Consider the following 22,191-nt stretch of genomic DNA (forward strand, 5'->3'; position numbering starts at 1 on the left):
TAATAATTCTCATTTATCTTCATTAATAACATACAATCCAGACTTGTCTTCCTGCGCATCAGGGGCAACTCTGCTCATCTGCTATACTTTTTATCACAGTTGAATGGGAATTTGGGAGAGAGAGGAGCACTATGAAATGTATGATGATTTAGATGCTTTTGCTGCGGTGGTGGAGCATTCCAGCCTGAATCGGGCCTCGCGCCAGCTCAACCTGTCCCAGCCGGCCCTCTCCCGCAAAATCTCCAAGCTGGAGGAGCGGCTCGGCGTCGCCCTGTTCAACCGCTTCGGCAAGCGCCTGGAGCTTACAGAGGTAGGCCGCCTTACCTACACCTATGCGCTGGAGCAGCGGCAGCAGCGTTCCAAGTTCCTGGAAGCGTTATCGAAGTTCAAGGAAGGCGAGCCGCAGCTCGTGACCTTAGGCGCCAGCCTGACCACGCTGCAGACAACCCTGCCTCCCCTGGTAAAAGCATACACAGAGAAATATCCGGCAGCCGAGCTGAAGCTCATCACCGGGAAAACCCATGAGATGGTTACCGCTGTCAGCGAAGGCAAATGCGATGTGGCCATCATCGCCTCCCAGGTCCAGGAGCCGGGGCTGCGCTGCATCCCGCTGTTCGAGGACCAGCTCCGGCTGGTCGTCTCCGAGCAGCATCCGCTGACCCTGACGCCGCGGCTCACCATGGAGCATCTCTCCCGGCTGCCGATGATCCTTTTCTCCAAGGGAACCTGGTACCGCCGGACGACAGATGATCTGTTCCAGCGCTGCGGGGTTGATCCCGATGTACGGATGGAGATCGACTCCTTCGAGGCCATCGTCCGTCTGCTGCCCACCATCAAAGCTGCGGCCCTGCTGCCGAATTCGTATCTGCGTCCGGAGCTGCTGAACGGCGGGGGGCTGGTCTCCCTGCACATCAAGGAGCTGGAGCAGACGCAGCGGACCACTTGCCTCATCTACCAGAGCAGCGGCGGACTCAGCACGGCAGCGCGCTGCCTGGTGCAGGTGACGGAGGATGTCTTCCTGAACAGCCGCGAGTAGCGGCGGGGAACACAGCAATCACCCGGCAAGCCTCCGTAATGCTACGGATCGGCCTGCCGGGTGAGGATACTGCCGGGTAATTTTTTTTGCTATACTAAGCCAGACTTACACAAGATTAACGGAACTTGCCTGCATCAATTGCCGCCTGCTTCTCATCGAGAATCTCCTGGTAGCCTGCCTCCAGGTACGTCTTCTTGGCCGCTTCATAAGTAGCATCGAATTCAGCCTCCGGAGCGAGCACCACCTTCACGTACAGCTCCTGGAACAGCGTATTCAGATCCGCCTTGTATTCGTTCACCTTCTCCAGCACCACATTGAACAGGGCATCCGGTGTACGGAATTCGGCAACCTCGTCATAATACTTCACCAGATCATCCGCCAGCGGCTCATAACCGGCCGGTGCCCAGTTGCGCAGGTTGGCCTTGCGGGTCTTGGCTTCATCCGGGTACTGGGCAATTTCTGTCACCAGACCCCAATAGTCCTTGTTATTGTTCTGTGCCAGCACCGCTTCGCCCTTATAATCCGGGTTCTTCAGCGCAATGCCGTCTGCGTCAAGCGTATAGTTCTCCCCTTCGATCCCGTTCTGGAACTTGAACAGGTTCTCCGGCTGGCTGAGCCATTCCAGATACATCCACACGGCTGCGCGTTCTTCCGGCGTGGATTCATAGTTAATTCCCATAATGAAGCCGAACGGCCAGTAAGCGCGTCCCTGAGGCTTGTTGCCTTCCGGAACTCCCGCATACGGAGGCACCACCGCAAATTCGGCATCCGGGTTATTCTGCAGCGTAGCCGCAAAGACATCAGTGTTGTTCGCCAGATAGAAGCCGAAGTTGCCGGTTTTACCTGCCACGAATTCAGCCTTAATCTTCGGTTCATCGTTGCGCAGATAGAATTCCTTATCAATCAGGCCATTGTTATACTGATAATTGAGGTTCCGCAGGTAAGCCTCAGTCTCCTCCGTAGTCAGATCGGCCACACTGAGATCGGAATACAGCGCACGATATTTCGCATCCACCGGCCATTTACGGAACGGATAGTTGAAGTTGAAGAAATTCTGCTGCAGATTGCCGCCGCTTACCCCGAGTCCGGCTTCCTTCCATTTGGCCAGCATCTCGTTATACTTCTCCAGCGAGGTCAGATCCTCAACCTTCATGCCTACCTTTTCCACCCAGTCCTTGCGGATAATGTTGACGAAGTTGTCGGCTTCAGGGCGGGCAGCGAAGAAGAAGGTCTTCTGATCGTCCACGGTACCATACTGTTCAATTGTCTCACCCAAGTTCTTCCAGTAGGTCGGCGCATAATTCTGGATCTCTGCATAGTCGAGCGGCTGCATCACATCCTCACCATAATAAGTAAGCGCTTGCGGCATATCATAGTGGAAAATAATATCCGGAGCCTTGTGCGAAGCCAGCAGCTGTTCGAAATCCGTTACTTCCTTGGAGCGGGTAATTGGCACATAGTTAACCTCTATATTATATTTGTCGCCGAACTCCGCCTGCACCCAGCGGGTATAGTAGTTATCGGACACGTTCCAACCTTCATAGGCACGCTCATAGACCGGAATGTCGAGCGAGACTTTTTTCTCGAAGCCCTTGGAATAATCAGGATAGGCCCCTTCGGCCTGGTTCGTAGCAGCGGCTGTCTCGGCCGGCTTATTGCTGGATTCGGCTGTATCCTTGGTGTTATTTCCACCGGAGCACCCGGCCAGCAGGCCGGCCGTCATGACGGATGCCATCATTAACGAATACACGCTTCTTTTACTCATCGCAATTCCCCCATTTTTTGAATTTTCGTAATTCCAAAGAATGACTATATACCAGGGACGCAGGATTACTCCTTGACGGCTCCGAGCATAACACCTTGAACGAAGTATTTCTGGACGAACGGATACACACAGAGGATAGGCAAGGTAGCGAATACAACGACTGACGCCTTCAGAACTTCGGGATTGCTGAGCTGCACCTGGCTGGCCTCCAGCTGGAAGCTTTCACTTGCCTGAATGACCAGATAATACAGCTTGAGCTGAAGCGGCCGGAGCGAGGTCTCATGCTTGATATAGAACAATGCGTCCTGATAAGCATTCCAGCGTCCCACCGCATAGAAGAGAGCGAGTGTCGCCATAATCGGCTTAGATAACGGCAGCACAATGCTGAACAGAATCCGGAAATGCCCGGCACCGTCGATCCGCGCAGATTCCTCCAGACTGACGGGAATGCCGCTGGTCAGCGAGGTTTTCATAATCAGCAGATTGAAGGCACTGAAGGAGAGCGGCAGCACCAGCGACCAGATGGTATCCATCAGCCCCAGATTATTGATGTTCATATAGTCGGGGATAATGCCTCCGCTGAAATACATGGTGAACAGGAAGATGAAGGTGATCACCCTGCGGCCCTTGAACTGGGTTCTGGACAGCGGATAGGCGGCGCAGATGGTCAGGATCATGCCCAGAATGGTGAACAGCACAGTCACGATGACCGAGATGTACAGGGAACGGAGGATACTGGCATCCGCGAAGATTTTGTTATACGCTTCAATGGTGAAGCCCTGCGGCCACAGAAAGACCTTGTTGGCAATGACGAAGGAGTCAGAGCTCAGCGATTTCGATACGACATGAATGAATGGCAGCAGGCAGAATAGCGAGATGATAATAATGACGAGGCGGATCAGCGTTTCCCAGATATCGATACGTGCTTTATGGGGTGCGGCAGTGCCTCCGGCTATGGCTTTCATGGTTCCTCTCCTTTCTACAAAATCCCATCCTCGCCAAGCTTCTTGGCTACGCGGTCCGCGGAAATGACCAGAATAATCCCGATGACGGACTGGAATAATCCGATGGCGGTCGCCCGGCTGAAATTACCGCTCTCAATCCCCCAGCGGTACACCAGGACCGGTATGGTGGTGGTGAACTCCGTGGTGGCCTTATTCTGCAGCGCATAGATACGCTCGAAGGAGCCGTCCATTACTTTGCCCAGCGCCATAATCAAGAGCGTCACAATCGTTGCCCGGATCGATGGAAGGGTGATATTCCATACCTTTCTCCAGCGGCCTGCCCCGTCCACCGTAGCCGCTTCATACATCTCAGGGTTGATCCCGCTCATCGCCGCCAGATAGATAATCGTGCCCCAGCCCATGCTCTGCCAGACCCCGATCACGAGATAGCTAATGAGCCAATTCGTATCCTGCTGCAGGAACGGAATCCGGGTGCCTCCCATCAGTTCTATGAGGTTATTGACAACGCCGCCCCCCTCACTGAGGAGCTGATAGGCGATGGCTCCGATAATGACCCAGGACAGGAAGTGGGGCAAATAGAGCACCGTCTGATTGATTCTTTTGAACCGTACACTCTTGATCTCGTTCAGCAGCAGAGCCAGCACAATCGGCATCGTGAAGCTGAAGCACAGGTCGAGCACGTTCAGCAGCAGGGTGTTGCGGACGGCCCGGATGAAATCAGGCTTAGCGAACAGGTCCTGGAAGACCTGCAGTCCGGCCCATTCACTACCCCAGAAGCCTCTGGCGATCTTATAGTCCTTGAAGGCGATTACAAGTCCGGTCATGGGCAAATATTTGAATACGATGACAAAAGCCAGCGGAAGCATCACCAGCAGATAGAGCTGCCAATCCCGCTGTAAATAATAGCTGAACCCCTGTTTCCTTCTTAATAATGGACTGTGATCCGTTTGTGAAGCGCTTGCAGCTTTCAACATATTCACCTCCTGCCTTGAATTCTCTTGCCGGCTTCCGGCTATTATTCTCCGGCCTGGCTCCTATGCTACCGCCTTTGCCGGGTCTTGAATATCATGAGTATTGATGATCACCTATCACAATTGATTGCCAATTGATTGCCGCCCGGCACTCCTGGCCTCAGCCGCAAGAGAATAATCAAAACTGATAGGCATTCCCAAAATTAATAAAGCGCTTTCAATTGGGAGGGGAGCAGGTACAAGTCGGATAGAAAGGCATGGCGAGGGATGGGGCCAGGGGGGATTGGGGATGGATCGTAGAACGGTGAGGAGCTATTTGGAAACGATGAGGGAGCAATTAGGGAGAGATGAGAGCTAACAGGGGGCGATTAGGGAGCTATGAGAGCTATCAGGAATGATTAGGGAGCTACTGTTGCTCACCCCGCCCGCTTTTGACTAATATAGATTTGTACACTCCTACTTTCCACGAACTCAGGGGCACTTGTGCTCTTCATTTACTCAGTTGGCCAACTTTTCTGAAATTCAGGGGCACTTATGCTTCTCATCCGCTCACTTTCAGCACTATTAGTGGGATTTATCCCTTTCATTTCCGCATCCAGCCCACTTTCGGCTCCATTAGAAGTATTTATCCCTCTCATTTCCACCTCCCGTCCACTTTCGGCTCCATCAGAGGGATTTATCCCTTTCATTTCCGCATCCAGCACACTTTCGGCTCCATTAGAGGGATTTATCCCTCTCATTTCCGCATCCACCCACTTTCAGCACCATTAGAGGGATTTATCCCTCTCATTTCCACCGCCTGCCCACTTTCCACCGACAAGCCGAAAAACCAAGATCCTTGAAACGAGATACCGGTCCGCCGGGGATGGGTTTCTAATGGTTTCTACGGGTTTCTATGAGCTTTTATGGTCTTTTATCACCATCTATGAGCTTTTAGGAACTCTTACTCTTAGCTGACTTGTAGCCGCTTGGCGGCATGCCTTCATACTTGCGGAAAAAGCGGTTGAAGCTCTGCACATTGGCGTAACCGACCTCTGCGGCAATCTGCTTGATTGTCAGCCCCGAATCCAGCAGCAGCTCCTTCGCCTGCTCGATCCTTAGCTGATTGACGAAATCAATCATGCTGCTGCCGGTCTGCTCATAGACAAGCTTACGCATGTAGGAGTAGCTGATGCCAATCTGCTTGGCCATGTCCTCGAAGACAATCTCTTCGCGGTAGTGCTGCTTCAGGTAATCCATGATCCGCTGCGCATAATTGGTCTCATGGGTGCTGCGATCCAGGCTCTGTACAATCTCACAGTAGAAATCATACAGGTACTCCTCCAGCTCATCCAGCGTATCCATCGCGGCGAGAATCGAATACACGTTGCCCCGGCCCATAATCATCCTTCCGGTTCCGAGGTGGTTCTCCCGGAGATGCTTGATCGTCGCGCCCATCAGCTGATGATAGATGAACATAATATTATCGTAGGAGATATTATCCTCTGCGGAGATCTGGCTGCGGATGCTCTGCAGCTCCTTGAAGATTCCCACCAGGTCGCCGGCATCCAGGAAATTCAGAATTCGCCGCTCGCTGCTCTCAGAGTCAACATACTTGCGGCTGTTATCCTCCCCGTCATGCCAGTACATGATGCTTCCGGCCCCCTTGATCATCCTACGCTTAATCACCTCCATCGCTTCGAACAGCCGCAGCGCCACCCTCTCCGGAGCATCCGTCCGCTCACTCACCCCAATCGTGACCGAATGCTCCAGCAGCTCAAGAGACTGATCGCGGATCTCCTCCAGCGCCTGATGAATCAGAGTACTATGCGCCTCCCCCTCCTCCGGAGCAAAGTTCAGTACAATCACTGTACAGCCCTCATTATGGTAGACACAGCGGGCCACCAGCCCCTCAGGGAAAACATTCTCATACTTGGCACTCAGCAAATACCGGTGATAACTGCGCGTCTCCCCATTGGTATGGCCCACGTATCTTCTATATTGGTCGATGGAGACCACCACCACTCTGTAACAGGCATGTGGAAAAACCTCCGTGATCCGCGGCGGAATCTCACCGCGCAGCAGACGGTGCACGGCCAGACTGCGGGTATCCTGTTCACGCTCCTGCAGCAGCTGGAACAGGCTCTCTTCCTCCTCCTGCATCCGTTTGAAGGCCAGATCCAGGAAGGCCAGCTCATTCTTGTTCACTACGCCCAGATCCATCTTCGAGCGCATCGTCTGCACCAGTTGCCTCAGGGGCCTGGACAGCCAAGTGGCCAGGAAGATGGCCAGCAGCGTCCCCAGTACAATGATCGCCCCCGTCAGCAGAATAATATTCCCCTGCATCTCCCTGGATTTGGTCATTAGCTCATCCATGGAGCTCCAGCTTACATTCCACCACCCGGACAAGGAGGAACGGCTCCAGGCATACACCGTCCGTTTGCCCTCCAGCTTGCGGAAGGTGTAGCCTTCACTGGCTTCCTGATTCAGAATCTCCTGTAAGAAGGGCAGCTTACGGCTGTCGGAGAGCAGCATGGACCGGTCATTGAAGGAGATCACCGTACCCGCAGCATCCAGCAGCAGGTAGTTGCTGTCACCCACCTCGGTAGCATGCAGATATTTGCCGATCTGGCTCTCCTTCATGTTGACGACAATCACTCCCCTGGTGGTGGTGGACAGGCGGTTGAGGGGGTACACATAAGACACCACGTTCTCGCCCGACGGAAGCTTACGGGGCACCCATACCCCGCTGATCCCCCTGCGCCCCTTAAGCGCTTCTGTGATCCATCCGATAGGCTCATAGCGGGCAAGCGTCGTGATGCTGCTGTCGGTGGAGAAGACATAATCCGAATCCTCCAGGACAAAGAATGAAGAGTACACACCGTCCACCCGGCGGTTCAGGTTCAGCAATTCCTTGGTGACAGACAACGCCAGACTTACATTGTTATAGTTGGCGTTAATCTCATCGTAGGTCTCGAAGCTGCGGATACGGTCAAAAATATTCGTCGCCGCCAGACGCGACGTATCCTGGGCCAGATTAGCCAGCGCGTTCTCGTTCAGCCTGCGGTTGGCATTAAGCCCGGCCAGCGTGGATTCCCCGATAGCCGCTTCAGAGTTCTGTATAATCTGCGAACCGCTGTACCAGGTCAGGACTGCTGTAGGAATAGCCATAATGCAGAATAGAATCAACGCCAGCTGCAGGATCATCGGTGTTTTTTTCATCACGTATCCCCCTAAGGATTTCTATGTTACCGCTTACAATATTTTATTTTATCATTTCAGGATACATTTTACATATGTGTATAGGAAAATTTTTCAACCCCGACGCGGCATGTTACAGGCTGGTGTCAGGCATTCTGATGTGCGGCTGCAGGCTTACGCCGAAACAGCAAAAACGCCTGGATGCCTTGCCATCCGGGCGTTTTTAGCTTTCTTTTATCGGGATAGGCTAGCTGGCAGGAAATCCTTACTCCGCATTCACCGCTTCATCCTCAAACTCCTCGATGCTGTCGTTGGAGCCGATCACCACCATGATGTCTCCCTGATGCACATGATCATGCGCAGTCGGGGCCACGATGATGCCATCCTCGCGGTTCAGGGCAATGATGCTGCAGCCGTATTTGGCACGGGTGTTCAGCTCGGAGAGGCTTTTGCCGTTCATGCAAGCGGGCACCGTCAGCTCAACGACCTTGTAATCCTTGGAGATCTCGATATAATCGAGCAGATTCGGCGTCACCAGCTGATGAGCCACACGGATACCCATATCCCGCTCCGGGAAAATCACCCGGTCTACCCCCAGCTTCGACAGCGCGCGGCCATGCAGAATGGAGATGGCTTTGCCGACCACCTGCTTGACGCCCAGCTCCTTCAGCAGAATCGCAGCCAGAATACTCCGCTCCATATTATCGCCGATCGCCACAATGCCGCAGTCGAAATTACGCACCCCGAGGGAGCGCATAATCCCTTCATCCGTAGCATCTGCCATGACTGCATGGGTCAGCCGTCCGGTCATCTCCTCCACCCGCTCCTCCTGATGGTCAATGCCAAGCACCTCGTAGCCCATGGACATCAGCTCCAGCGCCAGACTTGAGCCGAAGCGGCCCAGGCCGATTACAACAAACTGCTGTGGTTTCATGACTTGATTCCCCTATCCAATTATCATTTTGCCTTCCGGATATTTATATAATGGTTTACCCTGTCTCGGACCGAGCGCATACGCCAGCGTCAGCAGTCCCAGCCGTCCGGCGAACATGGTCAGGCAGATCAGAATCTTGCCGACCTGCGTCAGCTCCAGGGTCAGTCCCAGACTCAGTCCGACATTGGCAAACGCTGAGATTGTCTCGAACAGAATCATCAGATAAGGCAGCCCCTCTGTAGTCGAGAGCATCATCGATACCGTAACGATCAGCAGCAGCGCCAGCAGCGTAATGGTCAGTGCCTTGAACACGCGCTCCTGAGCCAGCCGGTAACGGAAGAGCACGATGTCTTCGCGGCCGCGCAGCATGGAGATTACAGCTCCGATCATCAGCGTGAAGGTTGTGGTCTTAATGCCGCCGCCGGTAGAGCCCGGGGAAGCGCCGATGAACATCAGGATCACGATGAAGAACTGAGTGGCCTGACGCAGTCCCGTGATATCCAGTGTGTTGGCCCCTGCCGTACGCGGTGCCACCGATTGAAACAGGGAGGCCCATAGCTTGCTCCCGAGATTCAGCGGTCCCAGGGTCCGCGAATTGGTGAACTCGAAGATGAAGATGACCACCATTCCGGTCACAATCAGTCCGGCTGTCATCGACAGCACCACCTTGCTGTGCAGCGACAGCCGCCGGGTGCGGCGGAAGTCGGCCAGATCGGAGATTACGATGAAGCCGATTCCCCCGGAGATGATCAGGAACATAACGACCAGGTTAATGACCGGGTCTCCGACATAGCTAATTAAGCTATGATCATGCCCGCCGAACAGATCGAATCCGGCGTTATTGAACATCGACACCGCGTGGAACACCCCGTAGTAGACCGCGCGGCCAAACGGCATATCCACCGCCCAGCGGATGGACAGGAGAAGCGCTCCCGCAGCTTCAATGACCAGGGAATAGAGCAGCACCTTGCGAATCAGCCGCACAATCCCTTCCATCGAGCTCTGATTCATGGCTTCCTGAAGAATTAGCCGGTCACGCAGTGATATTCTGCGCCTGAACACCAGCGCAAACAGCGTGGCCATCGTCATGAACCCGAGCCCGCCAATCTGGATCAGCACCAGAATGACCGCTTGTCCGAAGCCCGTAAGATGGGTACCGGTATCCACTACAGCCAGTCCGGTCACACAGGCGGCAGAGGTGGCTGTGAACAGCGCGTCCATGAAGCGGAGCGGCTGACCGGGTACGCTGGATACCGGAAGCATAAGCAGCAACGTGCCGATGAGGATGACCGCAGCAAAGCTCAGCACCAGGATTTGCGGAGGAGCCAGCTTCAGGAATCGGAAGCCGGTGATCTTGGAAGACGGTAACGCCAAACTTCTCATCCTTTCAGGGTTCCTTATTAGAAGTTACGAATCAATCAGTATCAGATAAGCATACAAAATTATATACGTTATTGCCTAACTTCACAAAGACTCATTTTGACATGGGGACAAAAATAACAAGCCTTTAAGCATAAGCCGGGACTTCTTCACGTAAAAGGATAATAAGGCATTTCTTTGTACCTGCCCGGCATGTAATACTATAATGGATGGATGAGAGCATTTTATTTCAAGGAGGCGTTCCATGAATCCCGTCGGCCAGCCCCTGCATCAGCGGCCCCTTACTACCAAACTTATCCTAGCCGGAATTCTAGGACTCATTCTATTTGTCATGTTCCAGATCGCTCCACAGCTCCTCTCCAGTTCAGACGGGGATACAGCCATTCTCAGCAAAAGCGAAATCCGGGAGAAGGCCGCCGCATTCGCTGCCGGGCAGCTCGGCTATGAAGCCGCAGCCGGAGATGAATGGGTGATCCTGTACAAGACGGACTCTTCCTTCTACGGCTATATGTCCCGTGAGAAGCTGCTTCCGGACTATTCCAAGAATAAGCTGGACCAGCGTTATCCGTTCGATGTGTACCATGCGGTACTCTATACGTCCGGAGAGGCGGCAGCCAGGCTGGCAGTCGATCTCAATATGTATACCGGCGAGCCTGTGGCTTTTGCTGTTGGCGCCGATGCCGACGCTGCGTCCGGGCTGAATTACGGGGAGCGGCCCACAGCGGCAACCAAACGTACAAGTACAGCCAATCCTGTAAGCAGCATACCGGATCTGAGCCTGGAGGCAAAAGAGAGGCTCGCCCTTCCCTGGCTGAAGCTATGGGGGGCCAATCCTGCCAAGCTGAAGATTGAGGCTAACCTTGATGGATACGGGCTTGTCTATTCCGACAACTCCGTCACCATAGGTGAATTACCGCTTAAGTACCAATTCAATTATCTGAACGGCGAGGTCTCGTACTTCCGTGCCGGATTCTCGGCTCCCGCCTGGCATGATACTTATGTGGACGGGCAGACCTCGCTTGCCAAGAAGCTCACCTTGTTCGGCTACGGCCTGCCTACCCTGCTGCTCGGTATCCTGGCGATGATCTACGGCATTCTGCGCAGGAAGCATACTTCCTGGAAGCGCGGAATTTTCCTGAGCTCCGTCCATTTCCTGATCATGATGGTCAGCAGCTACAATGTGGTGTCCGAATCCGGCAGCGGCAGCGCTGAGGCAAGAGTTACAGCCGTAGTCATGTTCATCATCTACGTTCTGTACAGTCTGCTGATGTCGCTTCTGCTCTACTTCTCCCTTGTTGGAGGGGACGGCTTGTGGCGCTCTGAGGAGAAGCTGAATCCTTGGCCCCGGGCCTCCGAGCCCGGCTACGGCCACTATGTACTGAAGAGTATTCAGGCTGGTTATATCTGGGCCTTCATCTTGCTTGGCGTACAGACCGTCATGTTCATTATTCTGTCCTATACGCTGGATAACTGGTCCACCACTGACGCCAGCCAGTCGCCTTACAATATGAAATATGCCTGGCTGCTGCCGATTGTAGCCTGGCTGGCCGGGCTCTCGGAAGAGGCGGTCTACCGCCTGTTCGGGATCCGAATGCTGAAGAAGCTGGTTAAGAATACGCTCATCGCTTCACTGATCACGACCTTGATCTGGGCACTCGGACATACGCTCTACCCGATCTATCCCGTCATCTCACGGCCGATTGAGCTGACGGTCATCGGCCTCCTGTTCAGTTATATTTTCATCCGGTACGGGTTCATCGCGGTGATGTTCAGCCATGTGGTATTCGACAGCATCCTGATGGGGGCTACGCTGATCTTCATGCAGGATAAGGTGAATGTAGGGGCAGGCATCGTGACCATCATCCTGCCGTTCATCGTCGGTTATCTGGTATACCGCTTCAATCCTCCACGGGAGCCGAAGCCGGTAGAACCTTTCTCTACTCCATAAACACCAGCAGCGGCTGCGCCTCCTGATCAGGGAAAGCGCAGCCGCTGCTGCTGTATAGCTATAGCTGTCATGACTCTTCCGGCACAGAATGATACGGACGGTAAGGAAAGCGGAGCCGGATCAGCGTTCCTTCGCCCAGAGAGCTGTGAATAGCTACGCCATACGGTCTGCCGTACTGCAGCTTGATCCGCTGGTCCACGTTGCGGATACCGTAGCCGATCCCCTGGCCCGCAGGCTCAAGAATCTGTCCGATCAGCTCCTCCTTCATCCCCAGCCCGTTATCCTCCACTTCAAAGACCACATCCCCCTCTTCCATGTAAGCACGGATAACCAGGGAGATTTCATCGTCATACCAGGCATGCTCCAGCGCATTCTCCACAAACGGCTGCAGAATAAATTTCACGCTCTCGCTCTCCAGCACCTCCGGCGCTACAGCATAGGCCACATGAATCCGGTCCGCATTCTTAATCCGCTGAATGTCGAGATACGATTCCGCGATCTGCAGCTCCTGCTCCACGGGAATAATCATCTCCCCCCGGTGCAGCGTCAGCCGGTAGAACCGGGCCAGTGAACGGATGACCTCATGCAGCTTATCAATCTCCCCGAGCTTGGCCATCCGGCTGATGGAAGAGAAGGTGTTATACAGGAAATGCGGGTTCATCTGGGAATGCAGCACCTGCAGCTCGGTCTCCTTTTTCTCCAGACTGACGACATAGACCTCATCGATTAACCGCTGAATGGTTGAAGCCATCTCGTTAAAAGCACTGCCGATCTCCGCAAACTCATCATTGCCCCGGACCGGCATCCGCTTGTGGAAGTCCCCTTCCTGAAAAGATTTCAGGGAAGACACCAGCTTCTGGAAGCTCCGCGAGAAATACTGGGACATCGCCAGACTGATCAGAAAGAGCAGCACCAGGGTAACCAGACAGATGCCGATGGTCACATTGCGGACCTGCTGTGAATTCTTCTGCAGCGAAGCATATGGAATCCAGGCCACTACACTGGCCGGCATATTGGTAACCGGCTGTTTGATCTGCATATAAGAACCGGGCTGCTTAATATAACCTGAAGCGGCTGAAGCCAGCGGCTCAGGGATAACCCCGTTCGGGGAGCTTGTGAACAGCAGGCGGTCTGCGTTATCCACGATGAACAGGATGCTGTCCTCGCCCAGCTGCCCCGAGACTGCATCAGAGAAGATGTATTTCATATTCGCCGTCATTTTGATCAGACCATTCAGCTGCAGGGTATCGTAGTTGATCAGGGGCCGCAGGTAGGAGATGCTGCCATCCGCCTTGTCATTGCCCGTCTGCCGCCATGCACTGGAGCCGTAATGCAGATCGAGCCTTCTGTACCACGCTTCATCCTCAATGCGGTCCATATGAAACAAAGAGTACTTCCGGACATCTTCTGCTGCACTATCGTTGTAATAGAATTCCCCGACATCAGGATTACTTACATAGACGGAGAGCTCGACCTCAGGGTCCGGCAGATTCGCCGCATTCTTCAGCCTGGGGAGGATATACTGCGACATAATACTGTATCTCTCCCAGCCGGAATGATAGCCTGCCAGATAACGCGCCAGGGTCTGGTCTGCATACAGCTCATCGGTGCTGCGGACCATATCCTTTAGCCGGAAATCCACGTTGCTGGCCATTTGCTTGACAGCCACCTCCAGATTGCTTCTGGTATGCTGCTCGGTGGAACGCACAGACGACAGGTAGGCATAGCTGCCGATCGCGATGATCGGTGTCAGCACCAGCAGCAGATAAGAAATAAGCAGCTTGTAGCTTATGGGAATGTATAAGGATTTCGCACGCTTCATCTGCATGCCGGATCAGCTCTGCTTTCTGTAATCAGCTGCGGTCATATTGAAAAACTCCCGGAATTGCCTGCTGAAATAAGCAATGTTCTTGTAGCCAACCTTATCAGCCACCTCGTAAATTTTGTATTGAGGCTGATCGAGCAGGAGAATCGCCTTCTCCATGCGGAGCCGCACAAGATACTCATTGAAGCTCTCCCCCGTGTGCTCTTTGAACAGGACCCCGAGATGATTCGGCGAATAGGCAAAATGGGCAGCTACCGCCCGCAAGGTAAGATTCTCTGTCAGCCTCTCCCGGATATAGGCTTCAATCCTCTCCATCAGCCGGCGGTTCTTGTGCTGCTTCTTCATGAACAGAAGCTCGGAAATCTCAAACAAGGTACACCGGAGCCAGCGTTTGATATCGTCAACGGTCTCCAGATGATGAATAACGTCCATCTGCTGCAGACTCTCGTAGGTCTCGTTGAGTGTCCCCAGGTAAGCCTCCAGCCGGGTAACGATATGAATAGAGAAATGATAGACCTTCACCGGATGCTCGAACAGCGCCGCCATTTCGAACAGCTCGTCGAGGCAGTCGCAAATATCAGCCAGCCTGTAGGCCGCCATGGCCCCGAACATCCCCTCCAGGACAACGCTCAGCTCCTTGATCTCCTGAACCATGCCCGGCTTGCTCATCACCGGCGGAATCACCCTGTTCTTGCCGATGAACATTTTGCCGTTCATATAAGCCTTCGCCTGGGAAAAGGAGGAGGCCAGTCCTTCCGGAGACCCCACCTCTGCTCCATAACTTACAGTGATCGTATACTCCGTGTGCTCACGGACCTTCTGCACCAGCTGCTGAAGCTGCTCTTCCAGCGTCAGGCGCTGCCCGGTATAGACGAAACCGAGCTGTGAACGGTTCAACCGGCACCATTTCCCGGCAGCGGCGGCGTCAATCTCTGTCCCGATGTATTGAAACAGCCTGTCCAGACCGGCATAGACATCCTCCGGCTGCTCCTGCACCCGCATCAGAACATCATCGGCCTCAATCAGCACCGCAGAAGCGCTGGAGAAGGCCAAATCGAGCGGATACCGGTCCAGGAAGGCGCCCAGCGTAGCCCCGTCAATGCTGCCCTCCAGCAGATGCTGCAGCACATCATTTTTGATGAAATCGAAGGAAGCGATCATCCCGCCGTCCTCCGGGCCCCTGCTCCGTTCCAGCTCCAGCTCGGCGGTAGCCGTGCGCAGTACACCGATCAGCTCCTCATCATCAACCGGCTTAAGAACGTAGGCATGGGCCTTCAAGTCGAGTGCCTGCTTCGCATAATGAAATTCCTGGTAGCCGCTGATGAAAACGATTTTGAGCCCCGGGTTCAGCTCCAGAGCCAGGCGGGACAGCTCCATACCGGAAACCGCCGGCATCCGGATGTCTGTAATCAGCAGATCAATCTCATGATTCTCGATATATTGGAGAGCGGCAAGCGGGTTGCTCTCACTGCAGACCACTTCAATCCCAAGCTCACTCCAGGGAATCAGGCAGCGCAGCCCCTCCAGGTCATAATTCTCATCATCTACCAAGACAGCTCCGTACATCGCAACCAGCACTCCTTCATGCGGAAAAGAGGGTACATAACGTATCCCTCTTCTTCTCCAAACGTTTATTGTTCTGGTGTGTAATTCTTGATCTTCTTCAGATTGCTCTGCCACACTCCGGTCTTCCAGGCCAGCAGCCTGTCATAGCCCAGGTCCGATGCTTCCCTGTCTGCTGCCTTAAGCAGCTCCCGGAGCTCTTCATCACTTGCCGCAAAAATCATCCGGGGCACCACCTGCGCATATTGATCCCTCAGCCTTTGCAGAATAAGTCCCTCTTCCGAGGCAGGCGCCGGGTCAAGATTAGAGAATTCGGTGATGTTCATCGAAGTCTTGAACGTTATATTGGCTTGTCCAAGGGTCGTCCAGTCCCGGGCTCCGGCGGGCAGCAGCTTCTCACGCTGTGCTTTAGCAGCATCAATGTATGAAGTATTACCGTACCAGTTGAATTCTCCGATCTTCAGATCATCATACCATTTCAAGTCACGTCCAATATAGGAATCATTTGGGATGGGGACTCCATCCTCTACTTTATCATAAAACAATCCCTCCGGCCCGAAGAAAAGAATACGCTGCCCCTCAGGACTCGTCGCCCAGTTCATATAGGAGAAAATGGCCTCCGGGTCCCGGGCAGCGGTTGTAATGACATTGACATTCCAGCCCAGCGTATTGTACCCGGAGGGGTAGACCTTGCCGGGATCAACACCTTCGCGGTGCAACGGCCAGATGAGCTCATAGCCGTCCAGCGGGTCCTTAGCCGAGAGCTGATTATTCGCTTCCCGGCCGATCCCTTCCACGACAGCGTCATAAGCGCCGAATACGGCGATCCGGCCGCTTTTCAGCTTCTCCAGCACCTGATCCCGTGTCTCGGTCAACAGATCCGGAGAGGTCAGTCCCTGACGGACCAGCCGGGCCGCCAGCTGCAGCGTCTCCAGGAATGCCGGGTCCCGGTACACAGAAGTCAGCCGGATGCCGGAGGGCACACCGAAGATTTGGCCTGAACCGGGAGAGATGAAGCTTGGCATCCGGTTATCCGCCGCACCGCTGTACAGCATGCCGATCATCTGTATTTCCACGCCGTCCCGGGTCTCCCCGAAGTCGATCGGCACAATATCCGGGTATTTCCTCTGCACTTGCTGCAGATACGCTTCGAGATCATCCCATGTCGCAAGCTTAGGGGAGCCGAGCTCGCGGTATATTCTCTTCTCCACCAGGAAACCGGCGTTGCCGCTGCCGCCGCTGCCGTTAATATACCAGTTCGGAATCTGGTACAGCCTGCCGTCTTCACTGCGCAGCATGTTCAGCGTGTTCTCACCAACCGTCCGGGCGAATTCAGGATATTGCTCCAGATAAGAGTCCAGCGCCACCAGCTTGCCCGCCTTTTGCAGCCGTTCCACATCCTTGCCGCGATCCATAACCAGCACATCGGGAAGCTGATCGGAGACTATCATCGCATTCAGCTTCTGGGCGGCAGCACCGCTCGATGGTACCGGCAGAAGCTTCACCTTCAGATGATCGGTGATCCACCGGCTATGCGGCCCGGCCTCCCAGTCCGGCGCCGTATACCAGTCATAGTTCACAAAGACGGTGAACTGAACCGGCTTCACCTTGGCAGCCAGCTCCGAGAGGGGGACGGCTGAAGGATGGCCCGCAGGCAGCGTAGTTTCGGAGCGGCCGCTGTCCGAGCAGGCACTAAGACTGCTTAGAACCAGCAAGAACAGGAGTGCCGCTGACCTGGGCATTAATAGATTGACAGTTCCCATAAAGAATAGCCGTACTGGGTGCCGCGCTCCGTCCCGTTCACTTTCACATACCGCGCACTGACCGGGGTGAAGCTGACTTCGTCGAGTCCGCCATCCCCGGTTGTTGTGGAATAGGCTGTGGTCCAGTTCGTACCGTCTGCCGACGTCTCGATCGTGTAGGCTTTGGCGTACGCCCCCTCCCAGTTCAGCAGGACACGACTGAGCGTCTGGGCAGAGCCGAGATCCACCTGAATCCACTGCGGATCACTGAAATCCGATTCCCAGCGGGTGCCCTCGTTTCCATCCACAGCTCCGGCAGCGGGCTGCTTCGGATTCTCCGAAGCGGTAACCGCCCTGTTCAGCGCAAGGTTCACAAGCGGCGGTGTGCCGCCGGTAATCACCTGCTGCACCGAAGCATCGTTATATCCCGCTGCTGTTACTGCAATCGTATACGTCTTCCCTGTAGGGAACAGCGCGGTATTCAGTTTGATTTTACCGGCTTCCACGGTATAATTCGCTGCCGCTGCTGCCACTCCATCCACCCTCACCGCAGTGATTGCAGTTCTCCAGGCCGCATTCTCCGTGAACGTCAGCTCAATCGGCTGACCGACAGCATTCTGGGTGGTGTCGGCTGTCAGAGCAGGCGGAGCCAGCGGTGTCACGGCGCTGCCGCTGCCGTACACCTCCAGTTCCCACAAGGAATACCCGTACGGCGTGCCGCGTTCTGTGCCGTTTACTTTCACATACCGCGCGTTGACCGGGGTGAAGCTGACATCGTCAATGTCCCCGTCTCCAGTGGTTGTCGAATAGACCGTTGCCCAGTTCGCGCCATCTGCCGATGTCTCGACCGTGTAGGCTTTGGCATATGCCCCCTCCCAGTTCAGCAGGACACGGCTGACCGTCTGGGCAGAGCCAAGATCCACCTGAATCCACTGCGGATCACTGAAGTCCGATTCCCAGCGGGTGCCCGCATTTCCGTCTACAGCGCCGGCAGCGGGCTGCTTCGGATTCTCCGAAGCGGTAACCGCCTTATTGAGGGCAAGGTTCCCGGACGGCTGTGTTCCGCCGGTAATGACCTGCTGCACCGAAGTATCGGTATATCCGTCTGCTGTGACTGTAACCGTGTAAGTCTTCGCCGTGGGGAACAGCGCGGTGTTCAATGTGATTTTACCGGCTTCCACGGTATAATCCGCTGCTGCTGCTGAAGTTCCATCCACTTTTACCGCAGTAATTGCATTTCTCCAGGCTGCATTCTCCGTGAACGTCAGCTCAATCGGCTGGCCGGCAGCATTCTGGGTGGTGTCAGCTGTCAAGGCAGGCGGAGTAAGCAGCGTATCCGTGGTCACCTTCGTCGGGTCCACCTTCACCAGCTTCCCGGCCGGGACTATAGCCGAGCCTGTAACACCTCCGCTATTGCGGAACGTAACGGTAATCGCCGCATTGGTCGGATTCCAGACCAGCGCACGGTAGGCGGAACCTTTTTTATACACCGTTGCACTGTAGCCGTTCTCCGCCCAAATGTCCTTGGTGCGTGATCCAAGCGTGGCCATATTGTGCACGAACCAGTACGTGTTGAACAATTCGTTCTGTTGCGGCAATGCCGGATTCCATTTATTCAGCACAGCCTGCGGATCGCTCAGCGCCTGAATCGGCCAGACAATATGGTACCAGTCCGGTTCCGGCCCGCCGTTATCGGCTACGAAGCCGCTGTATAATCCAGCCGCCTTAGCCGTATCGAACCCGTAGCTGGTCAGATATTCTGCTGTAGGCAGCCAGTGAATGCCATAGACATACACCGGATTCCCGTTGAAAAAGGTGCCGAAGAAATTCGAGCTTCCGTAAATCTGCCCCACAGTTTTATGCGTATAGCCCGGCAGCCAGTTATCCTGGTCGTAGTTGAACCAGTATTGCTGTACCGCTCTAAGCTCCGTCGTGAAGCCCATAATGGAAGCATCGCGGAAGGCGGTGTTGCCAGTCAGTGTGCTCCACATATATTGGCCGACCCAGCCGAACAGCGATTCCCCTGCTGCTTCCTGGTTATTGCCGCTGTCATTGTCAGCATAACCCCCGGCCCATGAATGGCCTTCATACGGGTCGAAGTTGCGGAAGTACGGATACTTCGGGTCCGTCTTCGACGGATTGGCATAATCCCGGATCAGCTCATCGACCATCCCGCTGAATTTATTTCTGAAGTCGGTATCGTAGGTGGCAAGCACGGCAGATGCAAAGACATAATAGCCATACGTGAAATGATGGTCCGTGATGCCAGAGTTCGCACCGAACTCACTGTTTTTATAGATCAATGTACCCCAGTCGGAGTTGTAGTCGAAATAATAATCGGTTTCCCCCGAGGTGTACGTATACCAGTCTGTAAGCACCGTCTTCATGCGGGACAGGAACAGATTCTTGTAGCTCTCATTGCCGATCTGATCGGCGATCAGCACACCCATGGCCAGCGGGTGCAGCTTCTTGCCCTGCCAGTAAGCATCGGCCTGCATCAGATTAGTGGCGGTGTCCGTATCCAGCAACGCCAGATAATTCAGCAGATCCTGACGGGAATAGGTGGAATCGCCCGGCTCGGTGAACTGCGGCACAATGCCGTAGAATTTATCAGTAGTGGCGAACGAATTGCCCTCTGATACCTTCATCTTTCCGCGGATGGACGGGAAGGAGACAGCAGTCAACGGTGTTGTAGTAACCTTCCACTGGTGGGGAAGCTGTGCCATCAGCGTTGTATTCGGGAAGCCCGAACGCTTGAGTTCTGTCACCGCATTGAAGGTGGTCGTGACATCGGAGGTGGTCTCGTTGAAGGTATAGGCCACCTTCGTGTCCGTCACGAAGGCATAGCCGTGCTGGTAGAAATAATTCAGATTGGACGGTGCCGGAAGAGCCGACAGGGACAGGTAATTCTGGCCTCCTCCCAGCTGAATTTTGAGCTTGGCGCCCACCCGCTTGAAGGTTGTACCGGCCGGCGCATACAGCCCATAGTGTCTGGTCACCATTTCAGGCGTTGGCGCCCCGTTGGAATTGGTGACCGCAATGCCGATATGGTCTGCTGTAACGGTGGCGCCGTCTGCAGCGAGAATCGTATTATTGCTGCCGTCGAAGAAGCGGGCCCCGGCCGGCAGATACACTTCAGGACTGGACGGATCACTGAATTGCGAGTAGAGATAAGGCGAGCCTTTGACGAACGTTGTCTTCAGCTTCTCCGCAGCGCCATCGCTTAACACGGCCGTCGCCGACCAGTCGCCGTAACCGGTAATCCGGTTCGACATCCCCGAGGTATTAATATTGCCGGCCATCAGGTACAGGTCCGGGCTTCCCGCGGCTTCCTGCGCCTTGCCGTCGGCGCTTAAGTAGCCTGCACCCGGATTCAGAATGCTGAGGCCCTGCTTGGTATATTTCGATTTGAGCGGAAGCGTAATAATGCCGTTGCCGAGCTGATTAATCATGATCGACTGCCACCAGTCATTGGAAGGTAGCGGTGCAGTCAGTGCATCCGATTTATACTGCGGATATTTGGGCTGGGGCACCGAGAGGTCATTCGCAGCATGACTGCCTTGACCCACGGCCACTGTAGTCAGCTCCGGCAGGGCCGGAATGTTATAGACCGGCTTAGGATCGCCTGCCACATAATCATAGGCCTGGAATTCAAAGATCGAGTACCCGAAGGAGGTTGCTCTGCTGATCCCTTTCATCCGCAGATAGCGGCCGCTGGCATAGACGGGAAGATTAAGGGTGCCTCCGTCGCCGTGAAGCTCCCGGTAGATCGTAGTCCATGAGGTTCCGTTATTCGAGACCTGAATATCATAAATCCGGCCGGCGGCTGCCTCCCAGTTAAGGATCACCCGGCCCAGCGTACGTACGCTGCCAAAATCAACGCTCAGCCATTCATTATCGGTAGCGTTGGAGGACCAGCGTGTGTTCAGGTTGCCGTCCACCGCCAGTTCCGGCAGGGTAGAGCCGGGAGGGAGATAGTCGGCCACCTGATAGGATGAAGCCGTCGCAGGCTTGTTCAAGGCCACATTCGGCCCCAGAACCACCGGAGGAGGATTAACGCCGCCGGTGCCATATACCTCGAACTCATAGAGAGAGATACCGTATTGCGTCAGGTGCCGCTCCGTGGCAAATACCCGGACATAACGGCCGGTGCCGCTGAGCGTAAGCTCATCCACACCGCCATCTCCTGTAGTTGTGGAATAGATATCGCTCCAGTTCAATTCGTCAGCGGATACCTGGATTTTGTAGGCCTTGGCGTAAGCTCCTTCCCAGCGGAGCACCACGCGGTCTACGGCGGCAGTTGCCCCGAGGTCAACATAGATCCAGTTCGGGTCCGTCCCCCATGAGCTACTCCACCTTGAACCCGTATTGCCGTCCACCGCCAGATCCGGGGTATTATTGCCCTCTGTGCCAGAGGCATACGCCGGCCGGTCTTTGGAGAGCAGATAAGAGTCCGCAGCATGCGCCGGTCCTGGCGGAAGCGCCAGCACGAGACTCAGCAGCATGATGATGCTCAGACAAAGAGCGGTCCCATTGATCCCCTTTTTGCGTCTTACTGTTTTTGAATATCCCATTTCTTTAATCCTCCTCTTATAAGCGTTTTCATAGATTCAAGATAAGCGTACCCTTTACCGAAACCGGTTGCAATTATACAAATCAACGATTTTATGCAGAAAGTAAAGATTAACCTAATTATGCAGCAGCTCATAGTGTTCAGTCTACTATGTACATTTGGCCCGCACAGCGCCACCCAACGCAATGTAGTCGGTTTTTCGACTACATTTGATCCATGCGCCTCCACCATGCCCACTGTGGTCGGTTTTTCGACTACATTTGATCCATGCGCCTCCGTCACGCCCATTGTGATCGGTTTTTCGACTAC

General features: G+C 54.5%; 13 protein-coding genes. 2 read left to right on the forward strand and 11 right to left on the reverse strand.

The genetic code is table 11. The features are described 5' to 3' along the window. Window positions 1-136: 136 nt before the first annotated feature. Window positions 137-1,036 carry a LysR family transcriptional regulator gene (locus NST26_RS26480; RefSeq protein WP_036701597.1) on the forward strand — a complete coding sequence of 300 codons (900 nt, stop codon included), beginning with the start codon at window positions 137-139 and terminating at the stop codon, window positions 1,034-1,036. Between the two features lie 115 nt (window positions 1,037-1,151). Here the strand turns inward: NST26_RS26480 and NST26_RS26485 are convergent, their stop codons facing one another. The 7 genes from NST26_RS26485 to NST26_RS26515 form a co-directional block, all read right to left on the reverse strand. Then, window positions 1,152-2,801, reverse strand: coding sequence for an ABC transporter substrate-binding protein (locus tag NST26_RS26485; protein ID WP_340950451.1), 1,650 nt, complete (start codon window positions 2,799-2,801; stop codon window positions 1,152-1,154). Between the two features lie 65 nt (window positions 2,802-2,866). Further along, a complete protein-coding gene (locus NST26_RS26490) occupies window positions 2,867-3,766 on the reverse strand; it encodes a carbohydrate ABC transporter permease (RefSeq protein ID WP_340950450.1) in 900 nt (299 codons plus the stop codon). Between the two features lie 14 nt (window positions 3,767-3,780). After that, complete coding sequence (locus NST26_RS26495) at window positions 3,781-4,740, reverse strand: ABC transporter permease (RefSeq protein ID WP_076082240.1); 960 nt, start codon at window positions 4,738-4,740, stop codon at window positions 3,781-3,783. Window positions 4,741-5,231: 491 nt separating this feature from the next. Next, on the reverse strand, window positions 5,232-5,477 hold the full coding sequence (locus NST26_RS26500) for a hypothetical protein (protein ID WP_340950448.1): 246 nt from the start codon (window positions 5,475-5,477) through the stop codon (window positions 5,232-5,234). Between the two features lie 193 nt (window positions 5,478-5,670). Continuing rightward, complete coding sequence (locus tag NST26_RS26505) at window positions 5,671-7,938, reverse strand: AraC family transcriptional regulator (protein ID WP_340950447.1); 2,268 nt, start codon at window positions 7,936-7,938, stop codon at window positions 5,671-5,673. 244 nt (window positions 7,939-8,182) lie between these two features. Continuing rightward, window positions 8,183-8,851, reverse strand: coding sequence for a potassium channel family protein (locus tag NST26_RS26510; protein WP_036721939.1), 669 nt, complete (start codon window positions 8,849-8,851; stop codon window positions 8,183-8,185). A gap of 12 nt (window positions 8,852-8,863) precedes the next feature. Beyond that, window positions 8,864-10,225, reverse strand: coding sequence for a TrkH family potassium uptake protein (locus NST26_RS26515; RefSeq protein WP_340980236.1), 1,362 nt, complete (start codon window positions 10,223-10,225; stop codon window positions 8,864-8,866). A gap of 250 nt (window positions 10,226-10,475) precedes the next feature. Between NST26_RS26515 and NST26_RS26520 the strand changes: the two genes are divergently transcribed. Then, window positions 10,476-12,179, forward strand: coding sequence for a CPBP family intramembrane glutamic endopeptidase (locus NST26_RS26520; protein ID WP_340980237.1), 1,704 nt, complete (start codon window positions 10,476-10,478; stop codon window positions 12,177-12,179). 67 nt (window positions 12,180-12,246) lie between these two features. On the opposite strand, the gene NST26_RS26525 is transcribed toward NST26_RS26520, so the two are convergent. The 4 genes from NST26_RS26525 to NST26_RS26540 form a co-directional block, all read right to left on the reverse strand. Next, window positions 12,247-14,007 carry a cache domain-containing sensor histidine kinase gene (locus tag NST26_RS26525; RefSeq protein WP_340950442.1) on the reverse strand — a complete coding sequence of 587 codons (1,761 nt, stop codon included), beginning with the start codon at window positions 14,005-14,007 and terminating at the stop codon, window positions 12,247-12,249. A gap of 6 nt (window positions 14,008-14,013) precedes the next feature. Beyond that, window positions 14,014-15,570 (reverse strand): response regulator transcription factor, encoded by a 1,557-nt coding sequence (locus NST26_RS26530; protein ID WP_340950441.1) that lies wholly within the window; start codon window positions 15,568-15,570, stop codon window positions 14,014-14,016. Window positions 15,571-15,635: 65 nt separating this feature from the next. Further along, complete coding sequence (locus tag NST26_RS26535; protein WP_340980238.1) at window positions 15,636-17,309, reverse strand: extracellular solute-binding protein; 1,674 nt, start codon at window positions 17,307-17,309, stop codon at window positions 15,636-15,638. Further along, window positions 17,309-21,883, reverse strand: a complete 4,575-nt coding sequence (locus NST26_RS26540; RefSeq protein ID WP_340950438.1) for a galactose-binding domain-containing protein — start codon at window positions 21,881-21,883, stop codon at window positions 17,309-17,311. Before NST26_RS26540 ends, NST26_RS26535 begins: the two co-directional genes overlap by 1 nt. Between the last annotated feature and the right edge of the window lie 308 nt (window positions 21,884-22,191).

The organism is Paenibacillus sp. FSL R7-0128, from assembly GCF_038002245.1.
In the GTDB taxonomy this organism is placed as follows: domain Bacteria; phylum Bacillota; class Bacilli; order Paenibacillales; family Paenibacillaceae; genus Paenibacillus_AQ; species Paenibacillus_AQ silagei.